General features: G+C 66.8%; 19 protein-coding genes and 1 pseudogene. 10 read left to right on the top strand and 10 right to left on the bottom strand.

Features of this window, described 5'->3' with window-relative positions; translation table 11 throughout:
• Positions 1-192: 192 nt before the first annotated feature.
• From HTZ84_RS13645 to dpsA, 3 genes are all read left to right on the top strand, one after another.
• Positions 193-657: a response regulator gene (locus HTZ84_RS13645; RefSeq protein WP_008896088.1), complete on the top strand. Its 465-nt coding sequence runs from the start codon at positions 193-195 to the stop codon at positions 655-657.
• On the top strand, positions 654-2,348 hold the full coding sequence (locus tag HTZ84_RS13640; protein ID WP_174681183.1) for a bacterio-opsin activator domain-containing protein: 1,695 nt from the start codon (positions 654-656) through the stop codon (positions 2,346-2,348). The genes HTZ84_RS13645 and HTZ84_RS13640 overlap by 4 nt, the downstream gene beginning before the upstream one ends.
• Positions 2,349-2,592: 244 nt before the next feature.
• Positions 2,593-3,138, top strand: a complete 546-nt coding sequence (gene dpsA, locus HTZ84_RS13635) for a DNA starvation/stationary phase protection protein DpsA (RefSeq protein ID WP_174681182.1) — start codon at positions 2,593-2,595, stop codon at positions 3,136-3,138.
• Positions 3,139-3,165: 27 nt separating this feature from the next.
• Here dpsA and HTZ84_RS13630 read toward each other — a convergent pair whose 3' ends face one another.
• Both HTZ84_RS13630 and HTZ84_RS13625 read right to left on the bottom strand, forming a co-directional pair.
• Positions 3,166-3,567, bottom strand: a complete 402-nt coding sequence (locus HTZ84_RS13630) for a metal-dependent transcriptional regulator (RefSeq protein ID WP_174681181.1) — start codon at positions 3,565-3,567, stop codon at positions 3,166-3,168.
• Between the two features lie 252 nt (positions 3,568-3,819).
• The gene (locus HTZ84_RS13625; RefSeq protein WP_254611755.1) at positions 3,820-4,737 is read right to left on the bottom strand and encodes a formyltransferase family protein; all 918 of its coding nucleotides are present in this window, start codon (positions 4,735-4,737) and stop codon (positions 3,820-3,822) included.
• Positions 4,738-4,874: 137 nt separating this feature from the next.
• Between HTZ84_RS13625 and HTZ84_RS13620 the strand changes: the two genes are divergently transcribed.
• Both HTZ84_RS13620 and HTZ84_RS13615 read left to right on the top strand, forming a co-directional pair.
• Positions 4,875-5,033 (top strand): hypothetical protein, encoded by a 159-nt coding sequence (locus HTZ84_RS13620; protein WP_174678792.1) that lies wholly within the window; start codon positions 4,875-4,877, stop codon positions 5,031-5,033.
• Positions 5,034-5,102: 69 nt separating this feature from the next.
• Positions 5,103-6,032, top strand: coding sequence for a 2-dehydropantoate 2-reductase (locus HTZ84_RS13615; RefSeq protein WP_174681180.1), 930 nt, complete (start codon positions 5,103-5,105; stop codon positions 6,030-6,032).
• Positions 6,033-6,400: 368 nt separating this feature from the next.
• On the opposite strand, the gene arcS is transcribed toward HTZ84_RS13615, so the two are convergent.
• Complete coding sequence (gene arcS / locus HTZ84_RS13610) at positions 6,401-8,158, bottom strand: archaeosine synthase subunit alpha (protein ID WP_174681179.1); 1,758 nt, start codon at positions 8,156-8,158, stop codon at positions 6,401-6,403.
• A gap of 428 nt (positions 8,159-8,586) precedes the next feature.
• The gene (locus HTZ84_RS13605; protein WP_174681178.1) at positions 8,587-8,964 is read right to left on the bottom strand and encodes an RNA-binding protein; all 378 of its coding nucleotides are present in this window, start codon (positions 8,962-8,964) and stop codon (positions 8,587-8,589) included.
• A 108-nt stretch (positions 8,965-9,072) separates the two neighbouring features.
• Here HTZ84_RS13605 and HTZ84_RS13600 point away from each other — a divergent pair, with 108 nt between their 5' ends.
• The gene (locus HTZ84_RS13600) at positions 9,073-9,546 is read left to right on the top strand and encodes an Lrp/AsnC family transcriptional regulator (RefSeq protein WP_174681177.1); all 474 of its coding nucleotides are present in this window, start codon (positions 9,073-9,075) and stop codon (positions 9,544-9,546) included.
• Between the two features lie 135 nt (positions 9,547-9,681).
• Positions 9,682-10,017, top strand: coding sequence for a HalOD1 output domain-containing protein (locus HTZ84_RS13595; protein WP_394353274.1), 336 nt, complete (start codon positions 9,682-9,684; stop codon positions 10,015-10,017).
• Positions 10,018-10,175: 158 nt separating this feature from the next.
• Here HTZ84_RS13595 and tgtA read toward each other — a convergent pair whose 3' ends face one another.
• Complete coding sequence (gene tgtA, locus HTZ84_RS13590; RefSeq protein ID WP_174681175.1) at positions 10,176-11,651, bottom strand: tRNA guanosine(15) transglycosylase TgtA; 1,476 nt, start codon at positions 11,649-11,651, stop codon at positions 10,176-10,178.
• Positions 11,652-12,002: 351 nt separating this feature from the next.
• Here tgtA and HTZ84_RS13585 point away from each other — a divergent pair, with 351 nt between their 5' ends.
• Positions 12,003-13,505 (top strand): midas domain-containing protein, encoded by a 1,503-nt coding sequence (locus HTZ84_RS13585; RefSeq protein ID WP_174681174.1) that lies wholly within the window; start codon positions 12,003-12,005, stop codon positions 13,503-13,505.
• Between the two features lie 318 nt (positions 13,506-13,823).
• Positions 13,824-14,909 carry a hypothetical protein gene (locus HTZ84_RS13580; protein WP_174681173.1) on the top strand — a complete coding sequence of 362 codons (1,086 nt, stop codon included), beginning with the start codon at positions 13,824-13,826 and terminating at the stop codon, positions 14,907-14,909.
• A 131-nt stretch (positions 14,910-15,040) separates the two neighbouring features.
• Here HTZ84_RS13580 and HTZ84_RS13575 read toward each other — a convergent pair whose 3' ends face one another.
• Complete coding sequence (locus HTZ84_RS13575) at positions 15,041-15,595, bottom strand: NUDIX hydrolase (protein ID WP_174681172.1); 555 nt, start codon at positions 15,593-15,595, stop codon at positions 15,041-15,043.
• A 176-nt stretch (positions 15,596-15,771) separates the two neighbouring features.
• Here HTZ84_RS13575 and HTZ84_RS13570 point away from each other — a divergent pair, with 176 nt between their 5' ends.
• Positions 15,772-16,047, top strand: a complete 276-nt coding sequence (locus tag HTZ84_RS13570; protein WP_008896107.1) for a PadR family transcriptional regulator — start codon at positions 15,772-15,774, stop codon at positions 16,045-16,047.
• Positions 16,048-16,150: 103 nt separating this feature from the next.
• On the opposite strand, the gene HTZ84_RS13565 is transcribed toward HTZ84_RS13570, so the two are convergent.
• The 4 genes and pseudogenes from HTZ84_RS13565 to HTZ84_RS22870 form a co-directional block, all read right to left on the bottom strand.
• Positions 16,151-16,390: a DUF7511 domain-containing protein gene (locus HTZ84_RS13565; RefSeq protein ID WP_174681171.1), complete on the bottom strand. Its 240-nt coding sequence runs from the start codon at positions 16,388-16,390 to the stop codon at positions 16,151-16,153.
• 207 nt (positions 16,391-16,597) lie between these two features.
• On the bottom strand, positions 16,598-17,812 hold the full coding sequence (locus HTZ84_RS13560; RefSeq protein ID WP_174681170.1) for a DUF4397 domain-containing protein: 1,215 nt from the start codon (positions 17,810-17,812) through the stop codon (positions 16,598-16,600).
• Between the two features lie 154 nt (positions 17,813-17,966).
• Positions 17,967-18,698, bottom strand: a complete 732-nt coding sequence (locus HTZ84_RS13555) for a hypothetical protein (protein WP_174681169.1) — start codon at positions 18,696-18,698, stop codon at positions 17,967-17,969.
• A gap of 99 nt (positions 18,699-18,797) precedes the next feature.
• Positions 18,798-19,424, bottom strand: a pseudogene (locus HTZ84_RS22870) (polysaccharide deacetylase family protein); the annotation flags it as partial.
• Positions 19,425-19,740 lie beyond the last annotated feature (316 nt).

Raw genomic sequence — 19,740 nt, 5'->3', positions numbered from 1 at the left:
TTCGCGGATAAACGTGGACAAGAGTGGACGATTTCAGTTCGCGATCGGGGGATCGGGATCGATCCGGCGGATACAGATCGCCGCTTTCAGGTATTCGAGCGACTCCACGGCGGCGAGGCGTCCGAGGAACCGGAACCGGGACCGTGCCGGCGCCGTCCGAGACCGACACCGCGACTGCAACCACGACCGACCATGAGTGATTCGAGACAGTTCAAACCGGAGCCAGCACAGATCCTGTTAGTCGAGGACAATCCGGGTGACGTCCGACTGACCGAAGAAGCGTTCAAACAGGGCCGCATCGAGAACGACCTCCACGTCGTTTCGGACGGCAACGAAGCGCTGGAGTTTCTCTACCAGCGCGGCGAGTACGAGGACGCGCCGCGACCGGATCTCATCCTGCTCGACCTCAACCTCCCGCGGAAGGACGGCGAGGACGTCCTCGAGGAGCTCAAGGGGGATTCCGAACTGCGATCGATTCCGGTGATCGTCCTGACGAGCTCCCGGGCCGAGGAGGACGTCGTCAGATCCTACGAGCTCCACGCCAACGCCTACCTGACGAAGCCGGTCGATCCGGACGACTTCATCGAGACGGTCCGGGCGTTCGAGAAGTTCTGGTTCTCCGTCGTCCGGCTTCCGCCGGAGGGTGAGGGCCAATGAGCGGAACGGACACGCGGGCCGACGCTGACGGAACGACCGCCGAGGTCGATACCCTGGAGATCCTGCTGATCGAGGACAACCCCGGCGACGCGCGTCTGATCCAGGAGATGCTCCGCGGCACCGAGGAGCTCGCCCAGCGGGTCAGCTCCGACGAATCGGCGGGGCGGACGCCGGAGATCACCCGCGAGAACCGGCTCGAGGACGGCCTCGAGACGCTCGAGGGGTCGCCGATCGACGTCGTCTTGCTGGACCTGAACCTGCCCGACAGCGAGGGGCTGCAGACGCTCGAGACGGTCCACGACGAGAGCGGGGCGACGCCGATCGTCGTGTTGACCGGCGTCCGCGACCAGCAGGTCGGCGTCCAGGCGATCCAGCGGGGCGCACAGGACTTCCTCGTCAAGGACGAGGTGACCAGCGAGCTGCTGGTGCGGACGATCCACCACGCGATCGAACGGGCCCGACAGGAGCGCGAACGCCGGCGCCAGCGCGAGCAACTCGAGGCGCTCAACCGGCTCAACCGGATCGGCCACGACATCACTCACGCGGTGATCACGACCGAAACGCGAGCCGACTTAGAACAGCAGGTTTGCGACCGGCTCGCCGAGTCCGACGCCTACCGGTTCGCGTGGATCGGCGGCGTCAACCCCGGCAGCGACCGCGTGGTTCCGAAAGCGGCGGCGGGCATCGAGGAGGGCTATCTCGACGCCGTCGACGTCAGCGTCGCCGAGGACGACGCAACCGGCCAGGGGCCGGCCGGAACGGCGATTCGAACCGGCTCGGTGCAGGTGATGAGCGACATCCAATCGGATCCGGAGTTCGAGCCGTGGCGCGAGGAGGCGATCGAGCGCGGCTACCGTTCCTCGGCGGCGGTTCCGATCGTCCACGAGGATCTGGTCTACGGCGTGTTGAACGTCTACTCCGAGTCGCCGCGGGCGTTCGAGGGGCCGGAGACGACGATCCTCGCCCGGATCGGCGACGTCATCGCCCACGCGATCACGGCGATCGAGCGCAAGGACGCGCTGGTCAGCGACGCCGTCATCGAACTCGAGTTCCGCGTCGAGGAGCTGGCCCGGCCGCTGATCCGACTCTCCTCGGAGGAGGAGTGTACGATCGCGTTCGAGCAGCTGATCCACGGGGACGAGACGCTGCTCGCGTACGGCTCGGCAGACGAGGTCGATCAGGACGCGTTTCAGGAGGCGGTCGACGAGACCGACGGCTTCGGCGACGTCCGCTTTCTCGCGGTCAGGCGCGACGCCTTCGAGTTCGAACTCGTGGCGCCGGCCGCCGTCTCGCTGTTCGAGACGATCGCGACCCACGGCGGCCGCGTCCAGTCGGCGACCATCGACGACGGCGAGTTCCGCTTCGTCGTCGAACTCCCGCGGGGTCGGGACACCCGCCAGATGATCGAACTCATCAAGGAACAGCGCGACGACGTCACCTACCTCGCCCAGCGGACCCGCGAGCGCGGCGACCGCAACGATTCCGGCTCGTCGTCGGTCCTCGAGGACGACCTCACCGAGAAGCAGCGGGCGGCCCTCGAGACGGCCTACTTCGCGGGCTACTTCGACTGGCCCCGCGAGAGCACCGGCGAGGAGATCTCCGAGCGACTCGGCATCGCGCCGGCGACGTTCAACCAGCACCTCCGAACGGCCGAACGGAAGTTCTTCGATTCGGTGCTCGGCGAACAGTAACCCCCGATCGGGACGATTTTCGCGTTCGGTTGATCGGGTCGATCCGTCCGTGACGCGTTGTACTCGGAATCGGAGGCGGTCGTCCGAGCGAACGAAATCAGTGGAATCGCCGGAAGCGTCGAACCGTCGGTTCTCGCGCTGGTACCGGCCGTCGGTCCGACCGCGACCGAGAGTTTAGGTCGGGCGAAAAATTATAAGAATATTGAGAAGTTATATGTGGGTGGGCGTTCTCTACTAGATCGTAATGAGTACGCAGAAGTCCGTTCAGCAGGAGGCCGGCACCGTCGAGGAGAACGCGCTCAGACTCGAGCCCGAGAAGGCCGAACAGATCATCGAGGCGCTGAACCGCGATCTCGCGGATTCCTACGTCCTCTACCACCAGCTCCACAAGCACCACTGGAACGTCGAGGGCGCGGAGTTCCTCGATATCCACGTCTTCCTCCAGAAGGTCTACGAGGACGTCGAGGAGGCGGCCGACTACCTCGCCGAGCGGCTTCAGGCGCTGGGCGGCGTTCCGCACGCGAACATGACGACGCTGGCCGAGAAGGCCACCGTCGAGCCCGAGGACGAGGACGTCTACGACATCCGGACGTCGCTCGAGAACGACCTCGAGATGATGGGCGACATCATCGAGAGCAACCGCCAGCACATCGAGCTCGCCGAGAACTTAGGCGACCACGCGACCGCCGAGATGCTCCGCGAGCAGCTCGTGACCATCGAGGAACACGCCCACCACGTCGAGCACTACCTCGAGGACGACACGCTGGTCCTCGAGTCGGCGACGAACTAACGGGCCAGTCGACGCGACGACCCGCGACTACTCGACGGACGGCGGCCGTTCGTCCGCCGCCGCTTCTTCCGCGTCGAGCAGCGTTTCGGCGACCCGGTCGGTGACGACCGAACTGACGCTTCCCACGAGTTCCATCGCCTCTCGCCGCGGCTCCGGGAGCTCGAGGACGTCCCGAAAGAACGCCGACAGGACGACGTAGCGCTCGTGGAGCTCGGCGGCCGTCTCCCGCCCGCGGCCGGTGAGCGTCGCTCCCTCGTACGGCTCGTACTCGAGATAGCCCTGTGCCTCGAGCCGCTGGAGGGTCTCCGTCGCGGTCGACGGCGACCGGTCGAGCTCCTCGGCGACGTGGCCGGGCGCGACCGGTTCCTCGCCGTCCGTCTCCTGCGTCGCGCGATAGATCACCAGCAGGTACTGGGGTGCGTCGGTCATACGCGACGGCGGCGGTACTGATCGGCGGACGGCTGGGTCCCCCTGTCGGGCGCGTCGAGCGAGGGCTCGCACGCCGGCGGGGCCGACGGTCGTCTCGGGCTGCGCTTCCGAACCGGATCGCCTTCCATGCGATTTAGGCTTGCCTAAAACGTTAAAGTAGTTGCGACTGTCGACCGTTCGACCCGGAACCGGCGAGGACGGGGTTTCGACGGCGGCCGTCGGTCCCCGAGAGTACCGCCACCGGATGAGCGATCACTCGTTCGGTATCTCCGTCGTCGGATCGGTCCGTCCGTCCGACGACCGCACCGACTCGAGTCGACCGGCGAGGTTCCGCAGGAGGACGCGGCTCGAGAAGCGGAGCGTCCGCCGGCGATCCCGGTAATAGAACGGCCCGAGTTCCGCGTCGGGAACCGTTCGGGGGGTGACGGTCGGATCGGACAGCTTCTCGATCCCGTCGGACAGGAGACGGATCTGGAGCGCCGCGAGGCGGTCGAAGACGTCCCAGAGCGTTCGGCAGTCGGCGACGCTCGTCTCCTCGTAGGCGACGATCTCGCCGCCGTCGATCGACTCGTCCAGCCGCTGGAGCGTCGTCCCGGCGCGGTCCCGCCCGTCGTGAAAGATCGCCGGCGGCCCCATCCCGCGATAGCGACGAATGTCCGCCGGATGGAAGCTCACCACGCCGTGTTCCGTCGCGGTCAGGACGTCGCCGCGGATCAGTCCGAACCCGAAGCGGACGACGACGTCGCAGCGGTCCGCGAGCCGGGAGACGATCCCCGGCGGGAGTTCGTTCCAGCCGTCTTCGGTCCGCGGCCGACACCGGACGTGATCCGCGTCGGCGAGCGCGTCGACGCTCTCGGTCGCGCGTCGGTGCCACAGCGGTCGCTCGTCGCCGAACAGCCGCCCGAGACTGCGCTCCGCGAGGACGGCCGTCCACGCTCGCTCCTCGCGGAAGACCTCGACGAGTTCGACGACGTCCGCGAGCGAGAGGCGGTCCTTCCCGCCGTCCCACGACTCGTCCCCGACCGCCGTGCCGGCGGCGTTGTGGACGACGAGCGGAATCTCGACGTCGACGGCGGGCTCGCGGCGGAGTCGTTCGAGCGCGCGGACTTGCCACTCGTAGAGGGACGGTTCCGCCAGTACGCCGACCGCCATCTGTCCACCCCCGGACATGCGGCGGACTACCGGCGTTCCACCCTTTGTTACTCGCGCCATTCTGGCCGAATATTCGTCCGAAATCGAGACACTCCGCGGGAGGAACGAGTTCGACGACCGAAAGGTCGAGGTGGCCGTCGGGCGTACGCTCGGTCGTGACCGACGAGACCGACGGGATCGACGACCGCGGTGACGACGGCGACAGCGTCGACGTCGCCCGCGCCCGTCGCGAGTGCGACGTCTGCGGGGCGTCCGTCCCCGCGGCGACCTACCGCGAGCACCTGCTCAAGGAGTGTCCGGGAGAGCCTCGCTGACCGGCCTCGAGTCCGAGTCCGATCTCGCGCGCCCGCAATCCCTTTCACCGATCTCTCCGTACGGTCGGTATGAAATTCGCCGTGTTCGGCGCCGGCGGTGTCGGCGGCTACCTCGGCGCGCGACTCGCCGACGCGGGCCACGAGGTCCACCTGCTCGCGCGGGGCGACCACCTCGAGGCGCTCCGGGCCGACGGGTTGCGCCTCGAGAGCGTCGCCGGGGAGACGACGGTCGAACTGCCCGCGACCGACGATCCGAGCGAGATCGGTCCCTGTGACTACGTGCTGTTCTGCGTGAAGGCCTACGATACGCGCGACGCCGCCGGCGACCTCGAGCCGCTGCTCGGCGAGGAGACGGCCGTCGTCTCCTTTCAGAACGGCGTCGACAACGAACGGTGGCTCGCCGAGGCGATCGGCGACGAGTTCGTCGTCGGCGGCGTGGCCTACATCTTCTCGACGATCGGGGAGCCGGGCGTCGTCGAGCACACCGGCGGCCCGGCGCGGTTCGTCTACGGCGAACTCGACGGGCGGCGAACGGAGCGGATCGAGGCGCTCGACGACGCGCTGTCGGAGAGCGAGGGCGTCGACGCGGTGCTGGCCGACGACGTCCGCGTCGAACTGTGGCGGAAGTTCGCGTTCATCTGCGCGCAGGCCGGCATGACCGCCGCGACCCGGCTTCCGGTCGGCGAGATCCGGGACACCAACGCCTCGTGGGCGATGTATCGGCGGCTCCTCGAGGAGGTCTGTTCCGTCGCTCGAGCCGAGGGCGTCGACCTCCCGGACGGCCTCGTCGACGAGTGGCTCGAGTTCGCACAGGAACTGGACCCGGAGATGTACTCCTCGCTGCAGTACGATCTGACCCGCGGCAAGCCGATGGAGCTCGACGCGCTCCACGGCTCGGTCGTCCGGCACGCGGCCGACTGCGACGTCGACGCGCCGATGAACGAGGCCGTCCACGCGATCCTCCGTCCGTGGGCCGACCGGAATCGGAAGGGCGACTGAGCGTGAACCGTCGGTCGACACCTCGAGTGCGTCCGAACGAATCCGTGCGACCGCGTTTTCCCATCGCTCGTGGCTGTTCAAGGCTGGTCTCTCGCAGTGAGAGGCGGGGAAAATACTATGCGGACCGTTGGACTCACACCGACCAGTGACGGGACAGCACGGCTCTCGACTCTGGAAGTGTCCGGAATGCGGCCGATCGGTGAACCGTTTCGTGAACGGCTGTCGGTGTCCGTCGTGTCGGGAGACCGTCGCCGACGAGTGTGACTGCGAGACGGTTCTCACGGCCTGACCGCGAGGGGTCGCCTCGAGCCGCCGTCGTCGGTTCGGATCGCGTTACGCGGGCTCTGACGATCGCTCGAGCGCGCTCGCTACTTCTCTTCGACGTGGCGGACCTCGCAGGCGATCCCGCGGGAGCTCTCGCGCATCTCGCGGCCGAACATCTCCGCGCGGCCGACGGCGAAGGCGTTCGGCCCCTCGACGACGACCTCGTCGCCGACCCGGATCTCGTCGTCGGCGTCGACGACGCCCGGCGCGAGCACGCTGCCGTGGGGGACGAAGCCGTCGATTTCGACGCGCTTCGTCGGGGCGTCGCTGTCGACCCACCGCTTCGCGCCCTCGAGGGTAAAGGAGAGCGTGCCGTACTGGGGAACCATCGTCGCGAGCTGGGTCTCCTCGCTATCGCGGACCTGGATCTTCGGGTAGCGACTGGTCGTCTGAATGTCGTCGAAGAGGTCGTCGCCGGCGCCGTCGCCGAGCAGGTAGTCCGCGATGGCGCGGACGGTGTTGTGCTCGCGCTCGCGCTTGGAGTACTTCAGTTCGCCCGACAGCGCCGTTCCGAGGTTCGAGAGGGACTCGTCGTCGGTGGGGTGGCCGCCCTCGGGGACGGTGTACGTGACGTCGAGATCGAGGGCCTCCTCGACGCGGGAGACGATATCGCGGTAGCCTTCGTCGGGGACGTGGGCGATGATCTCGGGGTAGTCATTGCGCTCGAGGTAGCGCCGCAGGACCTCGCTCACGAACTGCTTCTCGTCTTCCGACCAGCGACCCGTGACGACGGTGTCGTAGTGCTGGGCCGGATAGGTCGTCTCGAGTTCCTGGGGGACGACGCCGATGGGGCTGGTCATCGAGACGAGGTGGGCGCGCCACTGGATGACGTCGTGGAACTGGCCGTGGCTCTGGGACTCGCTGTAGGGTTTCGTCGCCGAGCAGGGGACCAACACCAGCGGGTTCTGGAAGCGGTTTCGGTAGCGCGTGGTCACGCGGTCGGCGTACCGCTGGATCTCGACGCGGCGGAGGGTGTCCTCGGTCGCGGCGTTAATCTCCGCGTCCCGGAGGATCGGCGTGCGCTCCTCGAGGTAGCCCCACTCCGAGTCCAGTTCGCGCACGGCGGCGGTGAGCCACTGGTCGTGGCGGGCCTGTCCCTCGACGTAGTCCCGGAGGCGGCCGTCGCGGATGCGCCGGCGGACGATGCCGAGTTCGGCCTCGAGGGCGTTGACGTTGTGCTCGGCGCAGTCCTCGCGGGTGAACTCCTCGCGGGGTTTCTGGCAGGCCGAACACGAGCAGGGGAGTTCCTCTAAGTCCTCGAGGAAGTACGCCTCGTCGGTCGTGAGATAGCGGCCCTCGGTTCCCTTCACGACGGCCGCGGTTTCGTCGAAGAGATCGACCCCGGCGTAGGCCAGCACGGCGACGTTGCGCGGCGTGGCGACGCCGGAGAAGTAGAGGGCGGTGTCGGTCGGAATCGCTTCGCGGACGTTGACGACGGCCTCGACCAGCGCCGCGCCGTGGCCCGTGATCGACTGGACGTCGGAAACGGCGTAGGCGTCGGTACCCTGTTCCTCGACCCGCTCGCTCGAGACGACCGCGACGCTCGGGTAGTCGACCTCCGGGTGATCGACCGCGAAGGACTCGCGGACTTCCTCGGCGGTGCCGCCGGGGAACGCCCGGTGGGGGAGGACGGTGAGCGTCGACTCGTCGCCCTCGGGAAGCTCCCGATCGGCGCTCCACAGCGACCCCGCGTCCTCGAGGACGTCGTCGACGAGCGCGGGGGTCGTGACGGGCGACTCGAGTCGGAGTTCGCCCACGCGAGCGGCCCCGTCGCGCTCGTGGACTTCGAAGTAGTCGGTCATACCCGATATGGGCGGGGGAGCGCGAAAGAGGCTGTCGGTCCCGGCGCCGGAATCGCGACCGACTCTCCTTCTCGGCATTGAATATAATGATTAATACTCTCGGGAAAATTATATGAACGTCGAGGGCCTTGCCGCTATCAATGACAGAACACTACGAATGTTCGAATTGCGGCTCCGAGCTGCACTACCGAACGACGAAACACAACGGCTGTCCGAACTGCGGCACCGTCCCGCTCCACAGCGCCGACTGAGGACCCGACCGTCGAGCGATCGATCACGCTGACTGCTGACTGATCCGTGAGTTCGGTGTCCGCCGATCGTCGCGGGACCCGATTTTCTATTCGGTGGCGTATGCGAGTCGATACCAACGATCAGGCGCGGCCGAGACGCCGGTTTTCTCTACGCGGTTCTTCGGAACTGCACCCCCCCTACGCGATTCTACGGAACCGCGCCGTCGCCGACGTGTGGCCGCGGTTGAACGAGAGCACCTCGAGTTCGATCACGTCGCCGACCGAGAGGTCGCCGGGGACCTCCTCGACGAAGACGACGAACCCCTCGATCTTGCAGACGGCCCGCCGCTCGCCGGTGTGGTGTTCCGTGAACTCGTGGACGGCGGCCTCCCTGACGTCGCCGAGATCGACCGGCGGCTCGCGCTCCTGGGCCGCTTTGTGTCTCTCGTAGGACTGCCGTCGTTCCGCCGACCGACCGCCCCGGACGCGCTTGCGCAGCCACGATCCGACGACGAGAACGACGAACGCACCCGCGACGAGGGCGAACACACCGACGGACGACGCGGCGCCGAACATACGCGAGGGTGGCGTCGCTTGCGCCTTTGCTGTTCCGATGCCGCGCCGTCGGTACCGCGGCGACGGGCCGAACCAAAAGCGCTTGCTGCTGGCCCCGAAACTAGCGCTATGACGTTCGAACTCGACGAGATCGACAGGGGGATCCTCCACCGGTTACAGGGCGACGCCCGCCACACGACGGCGGCGGACATCGCCGGCGACGTCGGCGTCACGGCCAACACCGTCCGAAACCGAATCCGACGACTCGAGGAGGCGGGCGTGATCGCCGGCTACGTCCCGATCATCGACTACGAGCGGACGGCGAAATCGATGCACGTGGTCGTCCAGTGTACGGTGCCGATCCACGAGCGCGGCGACCTGGCGGAGACCGCCCTCGGGGTCGACGGCGTGGTCGGCGTCCGCGAACTCATGACCGGACACCGGAACCTCCGGGTCGATCTCGCCGCCGAGAACAGCGAGGAGATCACGACCGCCGTCAGCCGCCTCCAGCGCGCCGGACTCGAGATCGAGGCGGAGGAACTCATCAAAGCCGAGTACCGCCAGCCGTTCGATCACTTCGGAACCGACGCCGTCGATAGCTAACTGCGAGCCCCGATTGGTCTCGACTCCGCTCCGAAACCGGCGGTATTTTTCGGAAACCGAGATGAATACCGATACTATTTCGGTAACCCCGATATACCCGCTACCCTTTTATGGATGGGAACGGTTGAGTACGACGTGAGTAATTCATTCATCGGTTCGATCGACGACGGGTTCGACGGGGACATCAGCATCGCCGTCGTCACTGCGGTCGCGACCGAGCGCGACGTCGAGCCGACCGAGCTACCGCCCCTCTACGAGTCGATCGATCCCGATGCCCTGGACGCCCTCTTCGCGCCGACGCGAACGGGCGGTCCGCGCCGCGGTCGTCTCGAGTTCACCTACGACGGCCACGCGATCGTCGTCGAGTGCGGGTCCGACCTCGAGATCACGATCGACGGCACCCCGGCGGCGGCCGAGCCGATTTCGGCCGGCCGCGCCGATCGACTCGGCGACTCCCCGACCGGCGCCTGAAGCGCCGGTCGTCCGCGACGCTGCCGCAGTCTCCGCGTCAGCCGATCGCTGAATTACTGCTTTTCAATTACGTATCGCGGAGAGTCGTCGAAACCGCGTTCGCTTTCCTCGCGTTCGTCACGGCGGTCGTTAATGCCTGAACGGCTCGAGAGCGGCGATCAATCCGACGTGAGATCGATCAACTCGACGGACTCGGGAACGCGCTCGAGGACGCCGGCGGGCCAGCCGCGGTGGCCGAGCGCGAGGTCGGCGTCGGGGTTCACCTCGGCGAGTCGCGCGACGCCGTCCGCCGCGGCCGACAGGGCCGCGCGGTCGGTCCGCTCGGGAACTTCGGCCGTGAGCGGGTAGGACCGCGAGAGCGCCCGCGGGAAGGGGCCGAACGGCGGTTCGACCCGCCAGGAGTCGTCGAACTCGTCGCCTCGGGCCGGCTGTCCCTCGGTGAGAAACAGCGAGTCGGGGACGGAGAGGCGCTCGAGGCGCCGGTGGTGGCGGACGACCTCGGGGCGGCGGGCGCTCTCCGACGAGACGTGGAAGAACGCGCCCTTCGAGACGGGATCCGAGCGCTCGAGCTGGTCGGCGTGGTCGAGCAGCGCTCGGTAGCCGTCGAGCATCGTCGGGTGCGAGCGGGCGCGTTGCTCGACCAGTTCCAGCAGGTTGCCCGCGCGGATGGCCTGTTTGATCCGGCGGATCTCCGCGAACGTGACGTGGAGGTTGTGAGCGGCCAACTCCTCCTCGCGTTCGTCGTCGGGAAGCGCGCGGAGGTCGTCCGGCGAGTGGCCGGTGCAGACGGAACACGAACACGGCAGGTACTCGAGGTCCTCGAGCAGCCGCGTGCCCCGGACCGTGAGGTAGCGGTCGTCGCGGGCGTAGAGCGCGTAGGCGGCGGAGTCGAACAGGTCACAGCCCATCGCGACGCCGAGCGCGAACATCATGGGGTGGCCGGCGCCGAAGAGGTGGACCGGCGCGTCGGCGCCCAGGCCGCGCTTGGCGGCGGCGACGGCGTCGACCATGTCGTCGTAGCGGTAGTCGTTCATCAGCGGAACGACCGCCCCGACGGGGAACACGTCGAGGTCGGTGCCGTCGGCGTGGCGGCCGGCCGCCTCGCGGAGGTCGGGGTAGGTCGATCCCTGCACGGGCGCCGACACGAGCATCTCGCCGGTGTCGACGCCCTCGGCGATCTCGAGGCGCTCCTGGGTCGTCTCGAGTTCCGCCTCGGCTCGCTCGCGGGGGACGTCCGGCGGCGTCGGGATGTCGACGGGCGTGGCGATGTCGGAGCCGATCTCGTGTTGGAACTCGAGGATCTCCTCGGTCGTGACGTCGATGTCGCCGTATTCGGAGAGCTGGAAGGAGCCCGAATCGGTCATGATCGCGCCCGGGAAATCGAGCAGCTCGTGGAGGCCGTCCTCGAGGGCCCGCTCGCGGACGTCGTCGGTCCCGTGGATGATATACGAATTCGTGATGAGGATCTCGGCCCCGAACTCGTCGGCGAGGCGACGAGGGGCGATCGTGTCCAGATTCGGATTGATCACCGGGAGCAACGCCGGCGTTTCGACGGTGACGTCGGCCCGCGGAACGGTGAGCTCGCCGATACGTCCGCCCGCGTCGGTGTCCCGGAGTTCGAAGCACTCGCGCATCGACCGCCCCTTCGGCCGTCGGACGTAAGTCAGTGAAGGTTTGCGACCGATCAGCTGTCGGAACACTATCCGTTTCGGAAACGTCCGCCCCGAACGCGTCGGTAAACGTCTCGTTCCGTCCGGTCTGATATAATCCGCCATCGCCTGCAAGCACAAGTTCGATTATACTCACCGAGGTGACAATTACCATCCGATTCGGCTCGTTCTACTCCGGTCCCGTGACAGTCATCGATCGAGACAGGTGAACGCGAGATTAGGGACCGTTGCACGGTTCCAACACTGCTTTTCCCCGAGATAATCTCGAAACAGTCGCCTCGTTTTAGCCGGAAACCGGTGGTAGGAACCATCGCAATGGTTTCACGACTACAGAAGCTCGGCGTCGCGTTCGTCGCACTGATGGTCGCACTGTCCGGGGGTCCTGCCCTGGCCGGTGCGTCATCGGGCGCGAACGATGACGCCGGAGACATGGGCGACGCCGGAGACGTTGGCGAGTCGAGCGCGACACTCGAGAGCGTGCAGGTCGAGACGCTCGAGCTCGATAACGTCACCGTCGAGAACGCGACGATCGAGGAGCTGAACGTCGAGGAGTTCGACGCGAACGTGTCGGCACTGCAGGAGGAACTGGACGGAAACCAGACGAACGCCTCCGAGGACGGTAACGCGACCGGCGAAGCGAACCTCACCGACATCCAGTTCGAACAGCTCGAACTCGAGGACGTCGAACTCGAGGAGTTCGAGGAGATGAACGAGTCGGAGAACGACTCGGCGATGAACGAGAGCGAGGACAACGAGTCCGAGGACGGTCTCGGCATCTCCGACGAGGAAGATAACGAGTCCGACACCGCTGCGGCGGTCCAGGACGACGAAGACGACGGCATCGGTCTCGACGACAACGAGACCGAAGACAACGAGACCGAAGATAACGAGACCGAAAACGAATCCGCCGGTCAGAGTCTGATCAACGAAAGCACCGAGGAGGTCACGATCCAGAACCTGACCATCGAGACGATGGACGTCGGGGAGCTGACCGTCGACGAGCTGAACGTCGGCGAAGACGCCGGGATGAACGCGTCCGCGAACGACTCGGCGATGAACGAGAGCGAGGACAACGAGTCCGAGGACGGTCTCGGCATCTCCGACGAGGAAGACAACGAGTCCGAGGACGGTCTCGGCATCTCCGACGAGGAAGACAACGAGACCGACACCGCTGCGGCGATCCAGGACGACGAGGACGACGGCATCGGCCTCGACGAGGAAGACAACGAGACCGAGGACAACGCAACCGAGGACAACGAGAGCGAAAACGCGACGCAAGAGTTCGAGAACGTCACGATCGAACACTTCGACGTCGAGGAGATCACGATCGAATCGATGAACGTCACCTCCGTCGAGGAAGCCGACGGCGAGATGAACGCGTCCGAGAACGACTCGGCGATGAACGAGAGCGAGGACAACGAGTCCGAGGACGACGGTCTCGGTATCCTCGGCGACGACGAGGAGGACAACACGTCCGAGACGGGCGCAGCGATCCAGGACGACGAAGATGACGGCATCGGTCTCGACGACAACGAGACCGAAGACAACGCGACCGAAGACAACGAGACGGAAATGGACAACGAGAGCGAGGGTGAAACCATCTCCAACCTCTCCGCGTCCTCGATTACCATCGGTAACTCGACCGTCGACACGCTGACGTTCGGCGACGCGAGCGAACTCGACGAGATCGGGAGCGAGGAGCCCGAAGACAACGTGACGGCGAGCGAAGCCAACGAGACGGAAGACAACGCGACCGAGGAAGACAACGACACGGAATCCGAGAGCGACTCCGAGGACGACGGCGGACTGCTGGGCTGATCGGAACGAACGCAACGCGATCGATTCGGTTCCGACGACCCTGCAACTGCGCTTTTTTCCGGGCCGCTGCTGATCGCGAGCGGCGACGCCGCCCGTCGCCAACGGCGAACGAACCGCGAGCGCCGTCGCTACGTCCGGTCGCCGATGGACGCGGATTACCGTTCTCAACCGGCTCGAGTGCGGGACGAGACGCCGGTCGACCCGCGAACGAACGGCTGATTAGCGGCTGCTGGTCGCGTTCAAATGCGGCGTTTCTCCGCGAGAATTCTGTAACGGTCGCCCCGTTTTAGCCGGACCCGACTGGTACGTCCGATCGCAATGACTTCACGAGCGCACTCGGTCGGCGCGGTGTTCGTCGCAGTGGCGGTCGCGCTCGCGGGGGGTCCCGCCCTCGCGGGGGCCGCGACGGGAACGAACGCCGACGCCGGAGACACGAGCGATGCGGGCACCGCGGCGACACTCGAGAACGTGCAGGTCGCGACGCTCGAACTCGAGAACGTGCAGGTCGCGACGCTCGAACTCGAGAACGCGACCGTCGAGAACGCGACGATCGAGGAGTTGAACGTCGACCAGCTCGACGCCGCACAGGAGGACCTCGAGCAACTCAACGAGTCGGTCGAACGGAGCGACGAGGGCGAAAACGAGAGCGGGAACGAGACCGACGCCGGGGGCGAGGACGAGAACGACACCGCGAGCGGCGTGAACATCACCAACGTCGAACTCGAGCGACTCGCGCTCGAGAACGTCTCGCTGACGGACCTCCAGTTCGACGGCGAGCAGGTGGGCAGCGCCGGCGAGAACGCGTCCGACGGGAACGAAACCGGTGAGAACGCGTCCGACGGGGACGCGGTGATCAGCGACGACGCCGAGACGGTCGCCGTCCAGAACCTGACCATCGAGACGATGAACGTCCAGCAGATGACGATCGATACCATCGAAACCGAGGAGGACGGCGGGATCCTCAGTCAGGTCGGCGACTTCATCGGTGACATCTTCGGCGGCGACGACGAGTCGGAGGGCGACGCCGGCAACGCGTCGGCCGACGAGGAGATCGAGGAACTCACCATCGAACAGTTCGACGTCGAAACCGTCTCGATCGATACGCTGTCGATCCAAACCATCGAGGAGGCGGACTCGACCGCGGACGGGAACCAGACCGAGGAGGGCGACAACCAGAGCGCGGACAACGACTCGGTGATGAACGAGACGGCGTCGGAGGACGAGACGGCCGGTAACGAGACCGGCGAAACCGTCTCCGAGGCCTCCGCGACGGCGATCTCGATCGAGACGATGAACGCCGACACCGTCACCCTCGAGGACGCGGCCGACCTCGAGGCCGCCGTGCAGGCGGGCAGCGAAGCGAACGAAACCGTTAGCGGGAACGAGGGGAACGAGACGGAGTAGGACGGAGTAGCGTCGACGCAGTCGACTCGAACGCGAGCGCGGTCGGTCCGATCGCCGGCGACGGCCGACCGATCGGCAACCCGGCCCAGATCATTTTTGCGACCGTCGCCGTCGATCGACCGTACTCGAGGCTACGCCTCCGCGTCGAACAGCCGGTGGTAGGAGACGGCGAGAACGGTCCGGCCGTCGCGGATCTCGCCCTCGCGGACGGCCTCGAGCAGGTCCTCGAACGCCGTCGGTGCCACCCGAATGCTCTCGTTGTGGTCGAGTTTCTGTTCGGCGGTCGGCCGACAGCCGCGGGCGACGAAGACGTGCAAGACGGCGTCGGCGATGCCGTTGGCCGGTTCGACGGTCACCAGTCGCTCGAGGCTCTCGGCCTCGTGGCCGGTCTCCTCGGCCAGTTCGCGCCGGGCGGCGGCCTCGAGGTCGTCGTCGTCGGGTTCGGTGCCGCCGACGGGGAGCCCGCGGTTGACGCGGCCGACGGCCTGGCGCCACTCCTCGATGCAGACGACGTCACCGTCGGGGGTAAACGGGAGGATGCAGACGCTGGCGGGTTCCGAGAGGTAGTCGAACTCGGTTTCGGTGCCGTCGGGCAGTCGAACGCGTTCGTTAACGACGTCGAAGCCCGGACAAGTGTAGGCTATTTGGCGATCGCGGGTCTCCCAGGCGAGTGGATCCGTCGGCATACCGGGCCGTACGGCCGTGGCTCTCAAAAACGCCCCGTCACGGGAGGCGGACCGAATCCGGTCGATGATAGCGGTCGTTACTGTGTCTATGTCCGACGTTCCGCCGTGACGGCCGTCCGTACCCGCTCTATAACAAAGTCACAGATGAGAGAAGGTCGTCACTCAGAGGGTGATCCATGGATCAGCTAACTGGCTTCCAACGTGACTTGCTGTACGTGATCGCAGGGAAGGATCGGCCGTCCGGTCAGGAGATACTCGACGACATCAACACATACATCGATCAGCCGGTCACCCACGGCCGGCTGTATCCCAACCTCGACACGCTCGTCGAGAAGGAACTCGTCGAGAAGGGGCAACTCGACCGGCGAACGAACTACTACGCGCTGACGCCGAAGGGGCGACGAGCCCTCCGGCGTCGCCAGGAGTGGGTCGACCAGTACGTCGACGTCTAACCGCTCCTGAGCGCCTTTCATCTCGACACGCCGTCGCGGCCGTCCGTAGCGGATCGACCGTCACCGAGTAGCCGTCGCACCCGGTTCGCCGTCGTTGTCTCCGTTACCGAGCGTCCTCGAGGTCGACGACCGTCTCCAGATCCGCGCTGAGCCACGCCGTCAGCATCGCCTCAGGTGGTCCGTCCCGCGGCACGAGCGTACAGCGATCGCTGTCGGCGCTGTAGCGGACGACGACCGCCTCGAGGCGGACGTCCCGTTCGGGACCGTCTCGAGGGTCGTCGGTATCGGTCGTCCGCGCGCCGGCCGTGTCGGATTCCGTCCGTGGGTCGGGTAGCTCGTCCATGATCGTCCGAAGCGTCAGTGACGCAACACCGTCTATAGGAGCGGCACGGACAAAACGGCATCTGCTGGAAACCGGTCACGAACGACCGGTCGGCGACGCGTTTCCGGGTGCAGCGGTCGATCGAGACGACCGAGACGAGCCGCTATCCGAGGACCCTCGAAAGCCCCGATAAAAACGGATCGAACGACCGGTAGCGGCGTCCGAACCTCAGTAGTCGGCCGTCGTCGACTCGTTCTCGGTCTCTTCGCCCGTCTCGTTTAACGCGTCGTCGGCCGTCAGTTCGTCGTCGGTCGCTTCCGTCGCGTCGTCGGCCGTCACGCTCTCGTTTTCGCCGCTCGAGTCGTCGGTCGCCGTCTCGCTGCCCGGTTCGCCGTCGACGGCGGCGAGCACGCTGAACGAGCGGTCCTCGTCGTCCGTCTCGTCGGTCATCGACGCCGCTTGCTCGGCCGTTACCGTCTCGTCGTCCAGCTCCGCGAGGTAGCCGATGGCGAAGGCCGTGTACGCCGTGTCCGCCTCGAGGTCGAGTTCGACGCTGACGACGGGGTCGGGCTGGGAGATGACGTCGACCTCGCCGACGGTCTCGTCGTCGGTCTCGTTACCGCTGGCGCTCTCGTTGCCGTTGGCAGACGTCTCCTCGCCCATCCCGGCGCTCTCGCCGGCCGGGAAGAGCTCGAGCGTCTGGCTCCCGGGCTCCACCGGCACGTAGCCGGACGGCTCGGTGAAGGCGACGTCTTCGAAGATCAGCGCACCGGTCTCTCCCTCGGCGACGTCGATCGCCGGGGCGTCCGGCACCGCGTGCACGACTCGGAGCGGAGCCGTCCCCGCTTCGACGTCGTCCGACGGGGAATCGACGAGCAGCAGGACGTCGAACGTGCCCGCGTCGGTCTCGCTCTCGATATCGCCCATCTCGCCGGTCCCGTCCGTCTCGTTGGCGAGCGCGCTGCCGCCGTCCGAGACGTTCTCCGACTCGTTTCCGGCGGTGTCGGTGGCTGCGTCGTACGCGGAGACGTCCATGTCGTCTCCCGCGGCGCCGGCGGACTCGCCCTCGAGTTCGCCGAGAGCGGCGGCCGTGTAGAACTCCGAGTCGACGGCGATGGTGCCCTCGTAGACGGGCTGGTCGTCACCGGCGGCCGTGATCGCGATCGAGTACGTGCCCGGAACGATCTCGAGATACGGCGTGAGGTCCCCGTAGCCGACGTCCGAGAGGATCTGCTGATCGTCGACGTAGACGTCGACGTTCGGGGCGTCCGGCGAGAAGTGGCCGACGCGGATCGCGCCGAGCTCCTCGTCGTCGGCCGTCGTTTCGTCGGCCTCCCGTTCGTCGTCTTCGTGTTCGTTGATGGCCAAAGCGGTTCCTGTGATTGCCGATCCGGTACCGACGACACCGATCGCCTTGATCGTCGAACGTCGTGATAGTGTCATACTACGTCGATAAGGGGGGCGCGAAACGGGCAAAAACAGCGCAGTCAGTTTACCTGATTGTCGTCTCGTTTACTCGAGGCGGATCGGTGTAGACGGCTCGTAACGAGCGAAAGCAGCGCCTACAGCGAAGTAGCGGAACCGAACAGCAGATCGCTTACCGATCTCCGCTCAGCGACACCGTCGAGAGATCCGCCTCGAGGTCCTCGACGTGTTCGTTGAACGACTCGACGAACGCGGCCACGTCGTCGGCGAGCCGACGGACCTCGGTCGCCGGCGGGGGGCCGTACTGCGAGATGAGGTAGACGCCGTCCGACCCGCCGACTCTCAGGTAGCTCGCGGTGTCGCCGTCGAACTTGAGCTCCCAGCGACTGCCCGATACCGTCGTCGCGTAGGTGCCGTACTCGCCCTCGTAGCGGTGGAGTTCGCTCGCCATCGCGTTCCCGACGTCGCGGATCCGCTCGAGAATCCGATCGCGTTCGGCGACCAACTCGGCCGTCGATTCGATCACGGGGAACTCGTCCGGAACGTCCGCGAGCAGTCCCTCGAAGGAGCGGACGTACTCGTTGTACGCGGCGACGAACGCCCCGTAGTCGGCCATCGCCGTCTCGAGCGCCTCGGGTTCGGGCGGCTGTTTACTCGAGACGACGTAGGTCTCCTCGCCCGATTTCGGCTCGAACCGGAGGTACTGGACGTCCCCGGCCTCGTACTTGATCGTCCAGGTTCCGGCGTCGGTCTGGAACGCCTGTTGGCCGTAGTCGCCGCCCTGAAAGACGGCGAGTTCCCGCGCGATTTCGCCGGCGTGGGTCCGAACGCGGGCCGCCAGTTCGTCGCGTCGCTGGGCGACGTCCGCCATCCCCTCGACGTCCGTCTCGAGTCCCTCGGTCATCAGTCGTGAGAGGGACCGAAGCCCGATACCAGTTGCGTCTCCGCTCGGTTCGGCCGTCGGACGGCCGCGGCGATCCGACCGGCGACCGGCGTTCCGAACCTACTCGGTCTCGGCGTACTCGGACGCGAGCGTCTCCGGTCCCGCGACCTCGAGGTCGCCCTCGGCGACGAGCGCGTCGAGGTACGTCATCGTTTCCTCGAAGCGGTCGACCGCGTCGCCCGCGAGTCCGTGGTAACAAAGCACGGTGATCCCGCCCAGATCGGCCGTTCGCTCGAGCAGTGCTTCGGGGGCCTCGGGGTCGACGGCGCGCGGGTAGCGAGCCGCATCGACGACGCGGCCCTGAACCGGCTGGCCCGCGGCGAACCCGAGGTCGTAGGTCTCGTCGACGAGGTCGAGCGAGGCGGCGTCGTACCGTCCGGCCGGATAGGAGACGAACCGGGCGCCGTCCCCGTGTCCCTCGTTCTCGAGCCACTCCCGCGCGTCGGTCAGCTGGGCGGCCCGTTCGTCGGGGTCGAGGTCCGGAAGCAGCCGCCCGTTGGCCGTGTCGCTGCCGATCGTCCAGCCGGCGTCGGCGAGCGTTTCGAGTTGCGATTCCGTCAGCCGATCCCCGTCGTGGCCGGCCGACGCGCGGATCGGATCCGTCGGCACGAACGCCGTCGCCGAGTAGCCGTACTCCTCGAGCAGCGGAAGCGCCTCGTCGTGGATCGACTCGTCGCCGCCGTCGAACTGGAGGGAGCCAGTCCCTCGTCGGGCCGGGAGACGAGGTACAAATCGTCAAGCCGGAGTTCGCGTTCGGCGTCGGCCTCGAGGAGAAGAGACCGTTCGCCGACGGACGCGTCGTCGACCAGCGACGCCCGTCCGGCGACCGCCGACCACGCGCCGAAGTCGGAAAAGCCGTCGATCGTTCCGGTTTCGTCGTCCCTCGAGCGGCGGCGGGGTATCGGTCGCCCGCTCGTCGGGCTCCGTGTTCGACCCGTTCCACCCCAACTCCGCGCAGCCGGCCAGCGCGACCCCCGTCGCGGTCGCCGTCGCGAGATACGTC

The organism is Haloterrigena gelatinilytica, from assembly GCF_013342145.1.
Taxonomy (GTDB): Archaea; Halobacteriota; Halobacteria; order Halobacteriales; family Natrialbaceae; genus Haloterrigena; species Haloterrigena gelatinilytica.
Note: the sequence above shows the minus strand (reverse complement) of the source record. Positions and strands in the feature narration are given on the sequence as shown.